The sequence below is a fragment of the Pantoea sp. B566 genome (assembly GCF_024793925.1).
Classification (GTDB): domain Bacteria; phylum Pseudomonadota; class Gammaproteobacteria; order Enterobacterales; family Enterobacteriaceae; genus Pantoea; species Pantoea ananatis.
Genome location: NZ_JANUQL010000003.1, coordinates 1,538,920 through 1,553,602 on the forward strand (window position 1 = coordinate 1,538,920; position 14,683 = coordinate 1,553,602).

Consider the following 14,683-nt stretch of genomic DNA (forward strand, 5'->3'; position numbering starts at 1 on the left):
CGGCCCGGCTACTGTTGTACATGCAGCTGTTGCGGCGTCGAACCAATCGCCCGCCACTCAGGTACGTACATCGATTCCACCTGCGGTGGCGGCATATGGTAGCTGCCCGGCGTCACTGCGCGCGCCAGATACATCAGGGTTGCAGGACGATACGTATCCACTGCCAGCGCGGCAACGAAGCGATCGTCACGGAACTCAATATGCCGGATGTTGGCCTGCTGCATATCCATCATGCTCTCTTTTAACGCATCCGCACTGTCACCCAGGCTGGCACTGCTGTCTGCCAGATTCTGGTTTTCCAGCTCCAGTCCGGCCGGTAACAGATCCACGACCAGCGCATCGCTGATGCGGCGTTTCGCGGCCACGGTAAGACGGACCACCAGCAATTCACCGCTGCGAAGATTATTGAGATCCGCCGGTTTACCGTCCAGGGTGAAGTACTCTCGCTTAACAGACAGCATATGGCTGACCGGATTCGGCGGCGTCAGCGGATAACCCACCACGTTCAGGCTGCCATACAGCGGTGCCGTGCCGGGATTGCTCACGTCAACGCCTTGCGCCAGCTGTTGACTATCCAGCCCTTTATTCACAGGCCCACTGCTGCTTACGGGCGGTTGATCACCCTGTAATATCGCCTGCCAATCCTTACCCTGTGCGGTTTGCAGCGTGCGCGCCGCCAGGTAAAGCGCATTGTTCTCCTGAGTAGAGAGCCAGCGCTTGCCGTTCAGCTCTTTCGACAAAGAGAGCAGCAGGCTGTTTTGCAGTTCCGGCTGCAGCTGATATTCCGCTAACAGGGCGATCATCATCCCCTCATCGCGCACCGTACTGCCGTAGTCGCCAAACCAGCTGCTTTCAGGTCGTGACAGCGTGGCGCCCTGCATCACAGCCAGCGGCGAACGCTGTCCATCCCCCATCAGCTTCAGCGCGACACCCAACTGCATCAGCGCCAGCCCCGATTTGGCCTTGTCACGCTTTTCATAAAGCGCACGCAACGCGCCCAGTGGCGCACGCTGCTGACGCGCCAGCACCAGGCCGGCATAAGCCTGAACGCTGAAACGCAATGCATCGGTGTCGGCACTGCCACTAGCGGTAATTTGTGAAGGGTCCTGTAAATAACGCAGCAGCCGTGCGTTAGCCCGATCAATCACGTCAGGGGGCAAGGCATAGCCCGCTTCGCTGGCGCGCAGTAAAAAGTCAGTAACGTAAGGTGTGAGCCAGAACTCCTCTTCACTCTGCTTACTCCACAACCCAAAGCTGCCGTCAGCACGCTGCATCCCGGCCAGACGGGCGATGCCGGTGTCAACGGCGGCCCGACGAACGTCATCACTGCTGGTTTTTATCCCCATAGCGCTGAGCTGCGCCTGACTGGTATAGAGCGACGGCCAGAGACCGCTGGTGGTCTGCTCCAGACAGCCATAGGGATAGGCATAAAGCGCACTGATGTAGCTGGCGATATTTAAAGGCGGACGATTACTCAGGGTCAGTTGTCCACTCAGGGTTTCTGCATCCAGACCCGCAAACGCCGCCGCCGTGACCTGCCAGGGGCGATCGTGGTCAATCACAGCGGCAAAATTGAGGGTTTGCGCAGGATAAGGCGGCCTGACGCCAATCTTCCACGTCTGCTGGCTGGGCCGCACCGTCTCACCGGGCAGGTTCAGCCCTGAAATCTGCACCTGCACTTCGCCGTCACCAAACCCGGTTTTCGCCGTCACGGGCACCTGCAGGGTGGTCCTTTCGCCTTGTGCCAGCGTCACATTTTGTGTGGCCGCGCCCGACAGTCCTATCAGACCTTTGGCAGTCAAATCGACCTTCAGCGTTTGCGGCAGGTCCGTCAGATTGGTGATATCCAGCGCCAGTGACGCGCTGTCGCCGCTGGCCAGAAAACGCGGCGTGGCCAGTTCGCTGACCAGCGGGGCAGCCACCACCAGCTTACGTTCGGCAGCGCCAAAGCTGTCATCGCTCCAGACCTGCGTCATTAAGCGCAACTCGCCGTTAAAGGCCGGAATGGGCAGCGTAATGGCACCCTTGCCGTTTTTATCCAGCGTAACGGCCTGCAACTGCTGCGCCACGATATTGACGTGGGTGACCGGTTTTTTACCGCCGCGCGTCATGGATTCGTCTTCACCGTCTCCGCCAAAGCGCAGAGCAGCCAGCCGTCCACCGCTTTCAATCAGTTGACCAAACACATCGTACTGATCGACGTTATAACGCTTGCGACCGAAAAAAGCCGTCCAGGGATCGGGCGTTTTATAATCCGTCACGCTTAACACACCGCTGTCTACCGCTGACAGCAGGACGTGCACCTTGTCAGGCAGCGGGCCGCCTTCACGGCTGGCCTGAACGTTCACCGTCAGGTTCTGCTCAGGACGAACCTTATCGGGTGCGTCCAGCGTCAGCGTTAAACGTCGCGCCTCGGTCGCCATCGGCAGATGTAACAGTCCGACCGCCCGTTTCGGCGTGGCACCACTGGTTTTGTCCCCTTCCCGCACCACGATGGCACTGAAATAGAGATCGTGGCGCTGCCAGTTGGCCGCGATCGGCACGTCCACCTGGGTTCCACCCTGCGGCACCGTTAAGGGTTGCCACCAGAGCGTCCCGCTGCTGGATTCCACCATCAGATAGCCTTTTCCGGCCGTGGGCGATTCGACCTGCAAATGGACGGTTTCACCCGGTTGGTATGCCGCTTTATCCAGCTTCAGTTTGACCTGGTCCGGACGCAGCGCGCCTGTACCATTGGTATTATCCTGCCAGTCATAGCCCGCCTGAAAACGCACGCTGCTGATGATTTTTTCACCCGACTGGACCTCAAGCCGGTAGCTGCCCCACTCAACCGGGAAGCTGACCTTGGTGCTGCCGTCAGCGGGAATGCTGACAGATTGCTCATCTTCCTGCAGGTCTTTGGCATCGTAACGTGACTGCCAGCCTTCACTGTCAGAGAAGCTCCAGTAGTAGTCACGCCGTTCACGAATTAAGCGTACGTCAAGCTTATCTGCCGCCAGCTTAGCGCCCTGACTGTTGGCATAAACAATATCGAATTCTGCCAGGCTGTTTTCCGGCACGGTCGGCTCATCGTGATAGCTGTCACTGCGGTAATCGTAGATCGCCTTATTGCCAAACAGCGGACGGATACCGGGCAACGCGTCCGCCGGCCAGATGGCCTGAGTAGCACGTCGGGTGACCGGACGACCGCCGGTTTCCAGCAGGCTGGCCTGCAGTATCAGGTTCAGCGGTGAGTGAAGTTGATCCCACTGATTATCCACGGTCAGTTGCGCCTTGCCGTTGGCGTCAAGCTTAAGATCGACATCGTCCAGACTGCGCTTCAGGCCCTGTTCGGTGATGTCACCAAACTGGTAGCCCGGCAGCGCAGCAACCGCCTCACGGGCCGGACGCAGATAGAGCTGTCCCTGCAGCTGATTCCCTGCCGCAGGCGCGCCATACAGATAGCGCCCCTCAATGTCGAACGTAATATCGGCATCCGCAGGCTGGGGTTGTTGATCGTTTTTCAGCGTTAATGCCATGCGCTCAGGCAGAAAATCCTCAACGCGGAAATGCCACTGCCGCAGCTGGTTATCACCGGTATTCAGCCGCAGCATCCAGCCGCCGGTCATCGCCGAAGCCGGTAAAGCAAACCGCTGCTGATAGAAACCGTCCTGCGGCTGCCAGACCACCGTGCGCACTACCTCGCCGTCGGGCTGTACCAGCTCAGCCTTAACCGGTTGGGCAGGTAAAGGCTTGCCGTCCGCATCGCGCAGCAGCGCATTGACGATCACCGTTTCGCCAGGCCGATAAATATCTCGTGGGCCGAAGACGAAGAGCTGTTTGTCATAGCCTTCGGGCCCCGCTACGGGGAATTCGGCTAAATCCAGAGCAGGGCGCGCCAGGTCGATCAGCGAAGTTTGTTCGCCCTTCATGGCCAGCAGGAACTTGCCTTTTTCGTCTGCATTAAGGCGCAAATGACCGCTGCTGTCGCTGGTGCCCTTTTGCAGCACCTGGCCTTTATCATTCAACAGCCTGATACTGACGCCGGAAAGCGGTGCGCCGTTTTCCAGACTCTGTGCGAAGAGTTCAAACTGGGTGGGAAAGCGGTGCAGCGACAGGCCGATATCGCTCAGGGTAAACAGCGTCGCAGGCATGCTGTAGTGATAAGTGCCCGCCTGCTTCATAACCGCCAGATAAACCCCTGGCTGCTGAAGCGGCTTAATGTCTTTCAGCGGCAACTGCAGTTTTTCCCGCGTGTTACGGGCCGGGTTGAGTTCAAAGCGGCCGGTATACACCAGTTGGCTGGTTTTCAGCAGCTCCTGAGATTGCCAGGTAGAGAGGTTGTTACCGTAATTCCACTGGGAAAGGAATTCCGCCAGGCCCGCATTTTTGATTCGGAAAAAATCCACATCCACCTGGTCTACGTTCAACGCCAGTACCGGCAGCCCCTGCGCGATACGCAACGGCAACAGGGAGCCTCGGCTGGCAAAGCCCACCATCGGCTCAATGTCGCGGGTAGTGATTTTTTTGCTGTAGGCCATTGTAAGCGTCTCACCGCTGGCGGCGCGCAAGCCCGAATCGACGGTCACGGTGAACTGACGAGAGGGTTCAGGATGGCGAAAACGCAGGGCTTTACGATTGCTGGAAAGCTCCCAACCACCATCGACTTTGCCGTGTTTATCGTCGATCAACCTGACCTTTTGCGCCAGATTCTGCTTGTCATCCAGCGGCTGATTAAAGGTTAAAACCAGCGCCGCCGCGCCATCAAGCTGTAATTCAGAGAGATCGATAATGGTGAGTGGTTTGCTGGCCTGCGCGCTGGCTGCAGGGGTTTCTGCACTGACAGGAATAACAGGTAAGGTGGCGACAGACAGCAGCGAACCACCGATCAGCATGCTGAACAGCAGCCGGTTAATGCGTTTTTTCATGGTAAATCCTTCACCGGGCCCCAGGGGAATTGTTATATAACGCTGGGCAATTTCACATCAACGCTCGCATTTAATCAACGCTTCTCTTGAGATGGTGTGCATATTACCCGACACTGGCATGACAGATTGCTGAGATGAGGTTGTTATGACGACGCCACTGTTTGTGTCCGCCGACTGGTTACAAGAACACTACAACGATGAAACGCTGCAGGTACTGGACGCACGTATGCTGCCGTCAGGCATGGATGCGGTTCGCAATATCCAGGCTGAATACCTGGCGGGTCATTTGCCCCAGGCACCTTTCTTTAATATTGAAGCACTTTCCGATCACACCAGCCCCTATCCGCATATGCTCCCGCGCGCTGAAAGCTTTGCCGTGGCCATGCGCGAGCTTGGCGTCAACAGTGATAAACATCTGATTGTTTATGATGAGGGCAACCTGTTTTCTGCCCCGCGCGCCTGGTGGATGCTGCGCGCTTTCGGCGTCGCCCGGGTTTCCATTCTGGCTGGCGGTTTGCAGGGCTGGAAAGCCGCAGGCTTTGCGCTGGCGGAGGGGGAAGTGAGCCTGCCTGAGGGCGAATTCGAGGCTGAGTTCGATGACGGGTTGGTGAAACGCCTGACTGACGTGCTGTTGATTAGCCATGAAGGTGGCGCACAGATTGTGGATGCCCGTGCGGCTAACCGCTTCAATGCCGAGGTAGATGAACCGCGTCCTGGTTTACATCGCGGGCACATTCCCAACAGTCTGAATCTGCCGTGGAACCTGTTGGTTGAACAGGGACAACTGAAGCCAGAGTCCGAACTGCGCGCCCTGTTTGCCCAGGCGGGCGTGGACCTGACGCAACCCGTTGTCGCCACCTGTGGCTCAGGCGTTACGGCGGTCGTGTTGATTCTGGCGCTGACGTCGCTGGGCGTTCGGGAGGCTACGCTCTATGACGGTTCCTGGGGCGAATGGGGAAGCCGGGACGATTTGCCGATTGCGAAATAAGAAGACGCGCGGCCGGTGAGGCCGCGCGCGTTGTCAGATAATACGCTGACCGCCTTTGAACTCGCGCAGGAAACTCCCCCAGCGACGTTCATAAAAGGGCGTGATGTGGGCGGTAAAGAAGTGGCTGATGCCGCGATCGTCTGCCGTGACCTCGCAGATATCAATGGGTGCGTCATCCAGTAACGTGTCGCTGGCGACGCTGCCAGCGGCCTGAATAATGGCCTCAATATCGCAGTCCGCTTCAATCCCAATCAGCAGGTTAGGTTCCTCATCCGCGCGTTCACGAATGCTGGCAACAAAGGCGCGTTTCACCTGCTTATATTTGCTGAGCAGCTGGGTCAGAGAGTCAATCATCTGGGCAGGCGGTTCTGCCACTTCCGACAGCAGCAGTGACTGCCCGCCTTCCAGCACGCTTTGCTGAGTGAGTGCACTGCCCTCTTCGCCCAGCAGATGGCTGATTTCCGCCGCGGAGAACTCTTTTCCCGTCGGCAGTTTTGGGTTCAAAAACAGGGTTTCGCCACGCGTCATGTCAAACAGGGTGCGCACGGGTAAACGTAAATACGCCTGTTCGCTCTCAACGGCTTCGCTCATCGCCTGTTCGGAGGTAAAAAACGGTATGACGCTGCTGCCATCCTCTTTTTCCCAGTGCTGGAGATCCACCGGCGTACTGGCATCCAGTTGCTGGCTGGTGCTTTCGCCGGGCACCCAGACGTCAGCTTCCAGCAACAGCTGGAAAAATTCAGGCCGGTGCGCAGGCTCGGTCGCGGCCAGCTTCAGCACCTCTTCAAGACGGTTCATAGTTTACTTCTACCTTGAGAAAGCGGTGACCAGGTCACCGCTGGATTGCGCTTATTTCAGTAACAGGTTGGCGAGGGTACGGACACCCAGACCGGTTGCACCGGCAGCCCACTGATCGACCGCGCTTTTGCGATAGGTCGCTGAGCAGTCAATATGTAACCAGCCCTGCTGATAGTGGCTGACGAAGTACGACAGGAACGCGGCAGCGCTGCTGGCACCTGCCGAATGCGCCGGACTGGCGATGTTGTTCAGGTCGGCGAAGTTCGATGGCAGATGGTTGCGATGGAATTCCGCCAGCGGCAAACGCCAGAAAGGTTCGTTTTCGCTGACTGCGCTGCCCATCACCGACTGCGCCAGGCCATCGTCAAAGGTAAACAGCGCGTGATAATCATTGCCGACCGCCGTCTTCGCGGCACCGGTCAGGGTTGCCGCATCGATCAGAAGCGTCGGGTTCTGCTCGCTGGCATCAATCAGGCCATCAGCCAGTACCAGGCGGCCTTCAGCGTCGGTGTTCATGACCTCTACCGACTTGCCGTTGCGGTAGCGAATGATGTCGCCCAGTTTGAAGGCATTGCTGCTGACCATGTTATCCGCGCAGCAGAGGTAAAGTTTAACCCGCTTATTCAGCCCGCGCGCGATCGCCAGCGCCAGCGCACCGGTGACGGTGGCCGCGCCGCCCATGTCCGACTTCATTGAGTCCATGCCAGCGCTCGGTTTCAGGCTGTAGCCGCCGGTATCAAAGGTAATGCCTTTGCCCACCAGACAGGCGTAAACAGGTGCCTCGCTGTCTCCGGTTGGGTTGAAATCCAGCGCCAGAAAGACCGGCGGGCGGTTAGAGCCGCGACCCACGGTGTGCAGGCCCATGTAGCCTTGTTCGCGTAAGTCGTCGCCTTTGGTGATGCGATAGCTGACGGCCTCACCACCCAGCTCACTGAGTAAGTCAATGGCGCTGTGCGCCAGCGTTTCCGGGCCCAGATCGTCGGCTGGTAAATTAATGGTGTCGCGCACCCAGCCAACAATTTTGCGGCGGCGATCGAACTCCGCCTGCTCGTGTTCACCCAGTTGCGGCCAGTCCACCTGGTTTTTGCCCTTAGGCCCGCGATAACCCTGCCAGAATGCCCAGCACTGCTCAAGGTGCCAGCCTTCGCCAGCCAGTGAAACATGACGAATGCCCTGGCCATCCAGTTTACGGGCGGCCCGTTGAATGGTCATCAAGGCATCCGCTTCACGCAGGTGCAGGGTCATGCCGTTATCATTGCTGCTTAACAGCGCTTTTTCGCCCCAGCGCGCATCGGCGGGCTGGCTGCTGAGCGTAATATTCATCGGTTGTGTATTCATTGTAGGGCTCCGTATTCGTTATTCGTTTCATCCAGCCTGTTTTAAGACGGCTTTTTCATTCAGATGTTACGCTGCACGCCGCAGATGTTGTCGGCGCACAGTTTGTCAGCCTCGGCTGGCAAATGCATCATGACTTCATGAGTTCACGCAGGCGCGTAACGGACTTCTGCACCAGCGCGATGGCATAATCGATCTCGTCTTCCGTGGTAAAACGGCCCAGCGAGAAGCGAAGCGAGCTGTGTGCCAGCTCTTCGTTCAGGCCAAGCGCACGCAGGACATAGGAGGGTTCAAGACTGGCAGAAGTACAGGCCGATCCAGACGACAGCGCAAGATCTTTTAACGCCATGATCAATGACTCACCTTCAACGTCAGTGAAACTTACGTTGAGAATGTTGGGACAGCTGTGCTGCAAATCGCCATTTACGCTGACGCCGCCGGTCTGGCGCAGCCCCTGCCACAGCCGATCCCGAAGGGCAGACAAGCGGGCCATCTCTTCTTCGCGGACTTCACGGGCAATGCGATAGGCTTCACCCATCCCCACGATCTGGTGCACAGGTAAGGTGCCCGAGCGCATATTGCGTTCATGGCCGCCACCATGGATTTGTGCATCGATCTGAACGCGCGGCTTACGGCGCACATACAGCGCGCCGATCCCTTTGGGGCCATACACTTTATGGGCGGAAAAGGACATCAGATCGACAGGGAGTTCACTCAGATCGACAGCGAGCTTACCTACGCTCTGTGTGGCATCAACATGGAACAGGATGCCACGTTCGCGGCAGAGCGCGCCCATCGCGGCGATATCCTGAATCACGCCAATTTCATTGTTCACGTGCATGATCGACACCAGAACGGTGTCATCGCGCAGTGCAGCACGCAAATCCTCAATCGCGATCAGACCATTGGCGGCGGGCGTCAGCCAGGTAATGTCGAAGCCTTCACGTTCAAGTTGCAGGCAGGTATCAATCACCGCTTTATGTTCGGTTACGCTGGTAACGATGTGCTTGCCGCGCGCCTGATTAAACTGGGCTGCGCCTTTAATGGCGAGGTTGTCGGATTCGGTGGCACCGGAGGTAAACACGATTTCACGCGGGTCAGCATTCACCAGCTCTGCCACCTGATTACGCGCAACGTCTACCGCTTCTTCGGCCTGCCAGCCAAAACGGTGTGAACGAGAGGCCGGGTTACCAAACGTGCCATCCAGCGTCAGGAATTGCATCATTTTGCTGGCCACACGCGGATCGGCCGGCGTGGTAGCGGCGTAATCCAGGTAAATCGGTAATTTCATTGCGCTACAGCTCCGTATAGAAAATCATACGTATTTATAGCAGATTCAGCCCCTACCGCGTTAGCAGTAAGGGCCGGAGAAGAGGAGGATTACGAGGCGCGAAGGTTCACGTTGATTTCCTGAGAACGGGAGTTCTGGAAACGGCGGTTGTCATTGGCGTTCTGACGGTCGGCCACATCCAGGATTTCCTGATTATTCACCAGCTCAGCCAGCGTAATGTTGTTCAGGAACTCACTAATGCGCACACTCAGATCGCGCCACAGGACGTGAGTCAGGCAGCGTTCGCCGCCCTGGCAGCCTTCTTTGCCCTGACACTTGGTGGCGTCTACGGACTCATCTACCGCCGTGATCACTTCTCCCACCGCAATCGCATTGGCTTCTTTACCTAGCAGATAACCGCCGCCCGGCCCGCGGACGCTTGCTACCAGGCCATGCTTGCGTAAACGCGAGAATAACTGCTCCAGATAGGAGAGCGAAATGCCCTGGCGTTCAGAGATATCTGCCAGTGGAACCGGGCCCTGGTGAGAGTGAAGGGCAACGTCCAGCATGGCGGTAACAGCATAACGTCCTTTGGATGTCAGTCTCATAGCATACAACCTCAATAGCGTCCGGTTATCGGAGGATTAGCGAAGATGGCAGCAAGTCTGACATTCCTGAGTAATTTGGTCAACTATTTAACCAAGTAAATTACTCAAGTATTTAACCTGGTAATTTACTCAACTATTATTCGCCGTCCGTTCTGGTTCCTTTTCGCTTCTCGAAAGACGAGAGCATACCGCGCAAAATATTGAGCTCATCGCGTTCAGGACGGGCGCGCGTATACAGACGACGCAGTTTGCTCATGACCTGGCCCGGGTTGGCTTCACGGATAAACCCGCTTTCCAGCATCATGTTTTCCATGTGCTGATAGAAGCGTTCCAGATCGTCCACCAGCGGATAAGGGGAAGCGTCGTACTGCGGTTTTGGGGTTTGGTTCTCTTGCGCCTGAAGCCAGGCCATACGCACTTCATAAGCAATGATCTGCACGGCCATCGCGAGATTCAGCGAGCTGTATTCCGGATTCGCCTGAATGGCCACGTGGTAGTGACACTTTTGCAATTCGTCGTTTGTCAGTCCGACGCGTTCACGGCCAAACACCAGCGCGACAGGCGCCTGCTGCCCTTCTTCAATACTTTTCACGCCGCATTCCCGGGCGTCCAGCATCGGCCACGGCAGAGATCGCGAGCGGGCGCTGGTGCCGACCACCAGGCTGCACCCGGCAATGGCTTCATCCAGGGAGTCTACAATCTTTGCCTCACCGATAACATCACTGGCACCCGCTGCCAGAGAGATAGCCTGAGAGTCTGGCTTCACCAGCGGATTCACCAGATAGAGGTTAGTTAACCCCATGGTTTTCATGGCGCGCGCTACGGAGCCCATGTTGCCGGTATGAGAAGTTTCCACCAGCACGATACGAATATTTTGCAGCATAAGAGTTGGGATCGGTCAGAAAATGATGACGCGTACTCTAACATAAAGCAGGACATTTACCGAACACCCTGCTATACTCCGCGCCGTTTTCCCCGTTCTTTAACATCCAGCGAGAGATACCGATGCATCCAATGCTCAACATTGCCGTGCGCGCAGCGCGCAAGGCCGGAAATTTAATTGCCAAGAATTATGAAACCCCGGACGCTGTCGAGGCCAGCCAGAAAGGCAGCAACGACTTCGTAACGAATGTTGACCGCGACGCAGAACGCCTGATTATCGAAGTCATTCGTAAATCTTACCCAAAACATACCATCATCACTGAAGAAAGCGGTGAGCTTGAGGGCGAAGATCAGGATATTCAATGGGTAATCGATCCGCTGGATGGCACCACCAACTTTATTAAACGCCTGCCCCACTTCTCTGTTTCTATTGCCGTTCGTATTAAAGGCCGTACAGAAGTGGCTGTCGTTTACGATCCTATGCGTAATGAACTGTTCAGCGCCGTACGCGGACAGGGCACGCAGCTGAATGGTTACCGCCTGCGCGGCAGTATCGCTCGCGATCTGGATGGCACCATTCTTGCCACCGGTTTCCCCTTCAAGCTCAAACAGCACGCCCCAGCTTATATGAACATCATGACCAAGCTGTTTACGCAGTGTGCCGATTTCCGTCGCACCGGCTCCGCTGCGCTGGATCTGGCGTACGTCGCCGCAGGCCGCGTTGATGGCTACTTTGAAATTGGTTTGAAACCGTGGGATTTCGCGGCGGGTGAACTGCTGGTGCGCGAAGCGGGCGGACTGGTCACTGACTTCACCGGCAACCACGGCTACCTGCATTCAGGCAACATCGTTGCCGGTAACCCTCGCGTGGTGAAATCGCTGTTATCGGCGATGCGCGAAGAGCTGAGCGAAGCGCTGAAGCGCTAAAAGAAAAGGCGGCACGATAACGTGCCGCCTTTCTTATTGCCTTGGGATTAACGACGTTCGTGCGTTAACACCTGACGTGGCTGAGTACGACGTCCTACCATTCCCATCACGCCTGCCAGTACCGCTTCAATAATCAGGATAAAGAAAGCATACCAGCTGGCTTTCGCGGTTGCTTTCGCCGCCTGCTCGCCGGCTTCACGCGCTTTCTGCTCTGCCTGTTTTTTCAGTTCCTGATATTTCTGCATAGCCTGTTGATAGCTTTGTTCTGCCTGATTGACGATCTGTTCAGCTTCCTGATCGCTTTTTCCGGTCCGCGCTTTAATAATATTTTTTAAAGCATCACGATCGGCGGCCTGTAAAGTATCTGAATGACGAGCAATAACGCCTTTAAACCAGTTTGCTAAATCTGTGTCTGCCGTTTGTGGATGATTAGCCGTGTTATTTGCCTGATTTTCGGCATTCTGCGCTTCATTATTCGCATCCTGCTTCAGATTTTCCGGTTGTAATTCAGGCTTACCCGTTTGACGCAGCGTCGTTTCCAGTTCTTGCTGCATATTGTCTAAATTAATATTATTTTGCTGCAGTTTTTCTTTAGCCATTTGGGTAACCGATGGCGCAGCGGCTGAAATACCACTTCCTACTGCCTGGAAACCCGTACCAAGAATATTCATGGCGCCGCCTAATACGCTACTGGCAAGGCTCACGGCCAGGTAAATAGTTAAGACGGTACTAATACCAAACATCAGCAAGCCGTGCAGTGCGCCTTCACGCTGCGCCAGGCGACCGGCGACGTAGCTACCGGCGGCAATAGCGATCAGCATTTCAATGGCCGTCCAGACTAGGGCACCCGTTCCAAGATGTTTAAATGGATTATCTTCCTGCAAAGGGTCAATGGTGGTAGCACCAATTGCCGTACCCAGCAAGGTTAATAATATGTGAATAATCAAAGCACAAATTACACCGGCAAAAACGGCACTCCAGGAAATGCGTTTAAGGGGTAAGCCTGCCGCTCCGGTGACGAGCGGATCGTTGTAGCCATTATTAATACGGGTATCAGCCATGAGATATTTCCCTCGCAACACATAGCAGGTGAGTGTCGTTTTTTTCATTCCCAGACAGGGGTTCGCAATAACTATAAACAGCGTAGTCAGTGAAAACTATTTTCACCACTCAACGTGCAAGAGAAAATAAAAATAGTTGCGAAGCGAAAATGCGAGGATCCCGGCAGCGGGGAATATCTTCCGCCGCCGCAGAAATTAAAAGGGTCGGATACCGCCGGTAAAACCAGGCTGAGCAGACTGCCAGAGCGCACAGCCCACAACAATCAACGTCAGGCTGCCCACTAACGCCAGCACAGGCAACAGGCTGCGCGCACCTTTACCCACCTGGCTGTCCGCGCCAAGACGTTGCGCCAGCGCGCGGGAACGCTGCACCAGTAAGCCAATGGCAGAAATGGTCAGGGCGGTCCCCACCGCCATAACGGCGGCAGAAAGGACGCCCCACAGATACACGCCAATCACTTTAGAAAACAGCAGCATCATGATCGCGCCTGAACAGGGACGCAGCCCCATGGAGATCACCACCAACAGCTGCGTTTTGCCATTAACGGCGCCCGCCATTTGCTGTGCGCTGGGCAAATGCGCATGGCCACAGCCACAGTGTTCATCATGCTGATGATGAGGGCGCAGCGCATGAATCCTCATTGTCGGCTGAGGACGCAACAGCAGCCAAAGCGCCTTTATCGCCCGGTAGCCTATCCAGATACCCAGGGCAATAACCAACACATAACTGCTCTTCTCCAGCCAGAAACTGCTGAGGTGCAGCTGCCGCGATGAGGTTTTCAGCACCACCAGCATCAGCGTGACCAGGATGATAGCCACTGAGCCCTGTAGCAACGAGGCCAGTAGCGTGAGTTTCATGCTGGTTTTTAGTTTTGCCGGATGCGTTGCCAGAAAGGTCGTGATCACGACTTTACCGTGACCTGGCCCTAAGGCATGCAGGACACCATAGATCAGGCTGAATGCCAGTAACGACAGTCCGGCATGATGAGGCTGCTCGGCAACCTGCTGCAGGAGCTGAGTCATCTGGCGATGCAGCACTTTTTGCCAGAGCACGCTTTGCAGAAGTATCTGGGGCCAGTGCAGCCAGATGGCCGCGCCCAGAGTAACCAACCCTGCCGTAAACAGTGCCAGCGGCCACAGCCGTTTTTTGGCTTGGGTCGTGAGCGTCAGTGACATGTCAGTATTACCGTTTGTGCAAACTGCCTTCCCAGATCCATATCCTCAGGCGGCGCATCTGCCTTGTCGAGCGAGAGCGCATACTGTTTCAAAGAGTCATCCGGTTTGGGCGTATGTAAGGTGAATGCACAGCGTGACTGTAAAGCTTGCGGTACAGTTAACGCCTCAGGTTTGTCGTAGAACATATCCACGAAGTAGGTCGGATCGAAGGTTAAAATCTCAAAGCGTTCATTTTTGAGTAAAGGCGGCTCGGCCAGTGGCAGAACAAATTCCAGTACCGCCTTATTGCCGCTGCGCGACAGATTGTATTCCGTTGGTAAATTCAAGAACTTCACCCGCTGCTTGTTATGCCAGATTTCGGAAAAGTAATGTTGCCCGAGCACGTTCGCCATCACACCCGCCGCCAGTTTCTTCCATACCACCGTTCCCGGTTTGGCATCGCTCGCGTCATACAGCAGGTCGGCGGAGGTAATCTCATCCATGGTCCACGTCATTTTCAGGCCGGTAAAACGATCGTCCTTCGTGACCAGCTCGGTTTTCATATCAATAAAGCTGTGTGGATGTGCCAGCGCTGACGAACTGACCAGGGTAAATAGTGCAAAAAACATGCGTCTCATAATGTTATAAAGTAACGTTCCTGATGAAAAGGTTTCTTAAGTAACAAAATTTTGTGACCCGCCTTAAACCTCTGAACAAAAAAACGGGTAAACCGTTCAAGGGTTCAGGAGGTT

Annotated in this window: 11 protein-coding genes; 2 read left to right on the plus strand and 9 right to left on the minus strand. The window is 55.8% G+C overall.

Annotated elements, in window-relative coordinates:
* Nucleotides 1-8 precede the first annotated feature (8 nt).
* Entirely contained in the window at nt 9-4,907 is a 4,899-nt protein-coding gene (locus NYE92_RS08765) for an alpha-2-macroglobulin (RefSeq protein WP_259018869.1), read from the minus strand.
* Nucleotides 4,908-5,052: 145 nt separating this feature from the next.
* On the opposite strand from NYE92_RS08765, the gene sseA reads away from it, so the two are divergent.
* The gene (gene sseA, locus NYE92_RS08770; RefSeq protein WP_105078831.1) at nt 5,053-5,895 is read left to right on the plus strand and encodes a 3-mercaptopyruvate sulfurtransferase; all 843 of its coding nucleotides are present in this window, start codon (nt 5,053-5,055) and stop codon (nt 5,893-5,895) included.
* 33 nt (nt 5,896-5,928) lie between these two features.
* On the opposite strand, the gene sseB is transcribed toward sseA, so the two are convergent.
* The 5 genes from sseB to trmJ all read right to left on the minus strand — a co-directional run bounded on the left by sseB (nt 5,929) and on the right by trmJ (nt 10,789).
* Nucleotides 5,929-6,693 (minus strand): enhanced serine sensitivity protein SseB, encoded by a 765-nt coding sequence (sseB, locus tag NYE92_RS08775; protein ID WP_259018870.1) that lies wholly within the window; start codon nt 6,691-6,693, stop codon nt 5,929-5,931.
* Between the two features lie 51 nt (nt 6,694-6,744).
* Nucleotides 6,745-8,031, minus strand: a complete 1,287-nt coding sequence (gene pepB, locus NYE92_RS08780; protein ID WP_013026742.1) for an aminopeptidase PepB — start codon at nt 8,029-8,031, stop codon at nt 6,745-6,747.
* A 127-nt stretch (nt 8,032-8,158) separates the two neighbouring features.
* On the minus strand, nt 8,159-9,319 hold the full coding sequence (locus NYE92_RS08785; RefSeq protein WP_015699735.1) for an IscS subfamily cysteine desulfurase: 1,161 nt from the start codon (nt 9,317-9,319) through the stop codon (nt 8,159-8,161).
* Nucleotides 9,320-9,408: 89 nt separating this feature from the next.
* A complete protein-coding gene (gene iscR / locus NYE92_RS08790) occupies nt 9,409-9,906 on the minus strand; it encodes a Fe-S cluster assembly transcriptional regulator IscR (RefSeq protein ID WP_014594322.1) in 498 nt (165 codons plus the stop codon).
* A 136-nt stretch (nt 9,907-10,042) separates the two neighbouring features.
* Nucleotides 10,043-10,789: a tRNA (cytosine(32)/uridine(32)-2'-O)-methyltransferase TrmJ gene (trmJ, locus tag NYE92_RS08795; RefSeq protein ID WP_013026745.1), complete on the minus strand. Its 747-nt coding sequence runs from the start codon at nt 10,787-10,789 to the stop codon at nt 10,043-10,045.
* A gap of 122 nt (nt 10,790-10,911) precedes the next feature.
* Here trmJ and suhB point away from each other — a divergent pair, with 122 nt between their 5' ends.
* Nucleotides 10,912-11,715: an inositol-1-monophosphatase gene (gene suhB / locus NYE92_RS08800; protein ID WP_013026746.1), complete on the plus strand. Its 804-nt coding sequence runs from the start codon at nt 10,912-10,914 to the stop codon at nt 11,713-11,715.
* 47 nt (nt 11,716-11,762) lie between these two features.
* Here the strand turns inward: suhB and NYE92_RS08805 are convergent, their stop codons facing one another.
* The 3 genes from NYE92_RS08805 to NYE92_RS08815 form a co-directional block, all read right to left on the minus strand.
* The gene (locus tag NYE92_RS08805; protein ID WP_014605268.1) at nt 11,763-12,776 is read right to left on the minus strand and encodes a YrzE family protein; all 1,014 of its coding nucleotides are present in this window, start codon (nt 12,774-12,776) and stop codon (nt 11,763-11,765) included.
* Nucleotides 12,777-12,971: 195 nt separating this feature from the next.
* Nucleotides 12,972-13,952 (minus strand): nickel/cobalt transporter, encoded by a 981-nt coding sequence (locus tag NYE92_RS08810; protein WP_013026748.1) that lies wholly within the window; start codon nt 13,950-13,952, stop codon nt 12,972-12,974.
* Complete coding sequence (locus NYE92_RS08815; protein ID WP_013026749.1) at nt 13,943-14,569, minus strand: DUF1007 family protein; 627 nt, start codon at nt 14,567-14,569, stop codon at nt 13,943-13,945. Before NYE92_RS08815 ends, NYE92_RS08810 begins: the two co-directional genes overlap by 10 nt.
* Nucleotides 14,570-14,683 lie beyond the last annotated feature (114 nt).

Bases quoted from the DNA above. Each gene is read 5' to 3' on its own strand.
- trmJ (WP_013026745.1), bottom strand. From the start codon at position 10,789: ATGCTGCAAAATATTCGTATCGTGCTGGTGGAAACTTCTCATACCGGC.
- NYE92_RS08815 (WP_013026749.1), bottom strand. From the start codon at position 14,569: ATGAGACGCATGTTTTTTGCACTATTTACCCTGGTCAGTTCGTCAGCG.
- NYE92_RS08785 (WP_015699735.1), bottom strand. From the start codon at position 9,319: ATGAAATTACCGATTTACCTGGATTACGCCGCTACCACGCCGGCCGAT.
- NYE92_RS08810 (WP_013026748.1), bottom strand. From the start codon at position 13,952: ATGTCACTGACGCTCACGACCCAAGCCAAAAAACGGCTGTGGCCGCTG.
- suhB (WP_013026746.1), top strand. From the start codon at position 10,912: ATGCATCCAATGCTCAACATTGCCGTGCGCGCAGCGCGCAAGGCCGGA.
- iscR (WP_014594322.1), bottom strand. From the start codon at position 9,906: ATGAGACTGACATCCAAAGGACGTTATGCTGTTACCGCCATGCTGGAC.
- NYE92_RS08765 (WP_259018869.1), bottom strand. From the start codon at position 4,907: ATGAAAAAACGCATTAACCGGCTGCTGTTCAGCATGCTGATCGGTGGT.
- pepB (WP_013026742.1), bottom strand. From the start codon at position 8,031: ATGAATACACAACCGATGAATATTACGCTCAGCAGCCAGCCCGCCGAT.
- NYE92_RS08805 (WP_014605268.1), bottom strand. From the start codon at position 12,776: ATGGCTGATACCCGTATTAATAATGGCTACAACGATCCGCTCGTCACC.
- sseB (WP_259018870.1), bottom strand. From the start codon at position 6,693: ATGAACCGTCTTGAAGAGGTGCTGAAGCTGGCCGCGACCGAGCCTGCG.
- sseA (WP_105078831.1), top strand. From the start codon at position 5,053: ATGACGACGCCACTGTTTGTGTCCGCCGACTGGTTACAAGAACACTAC.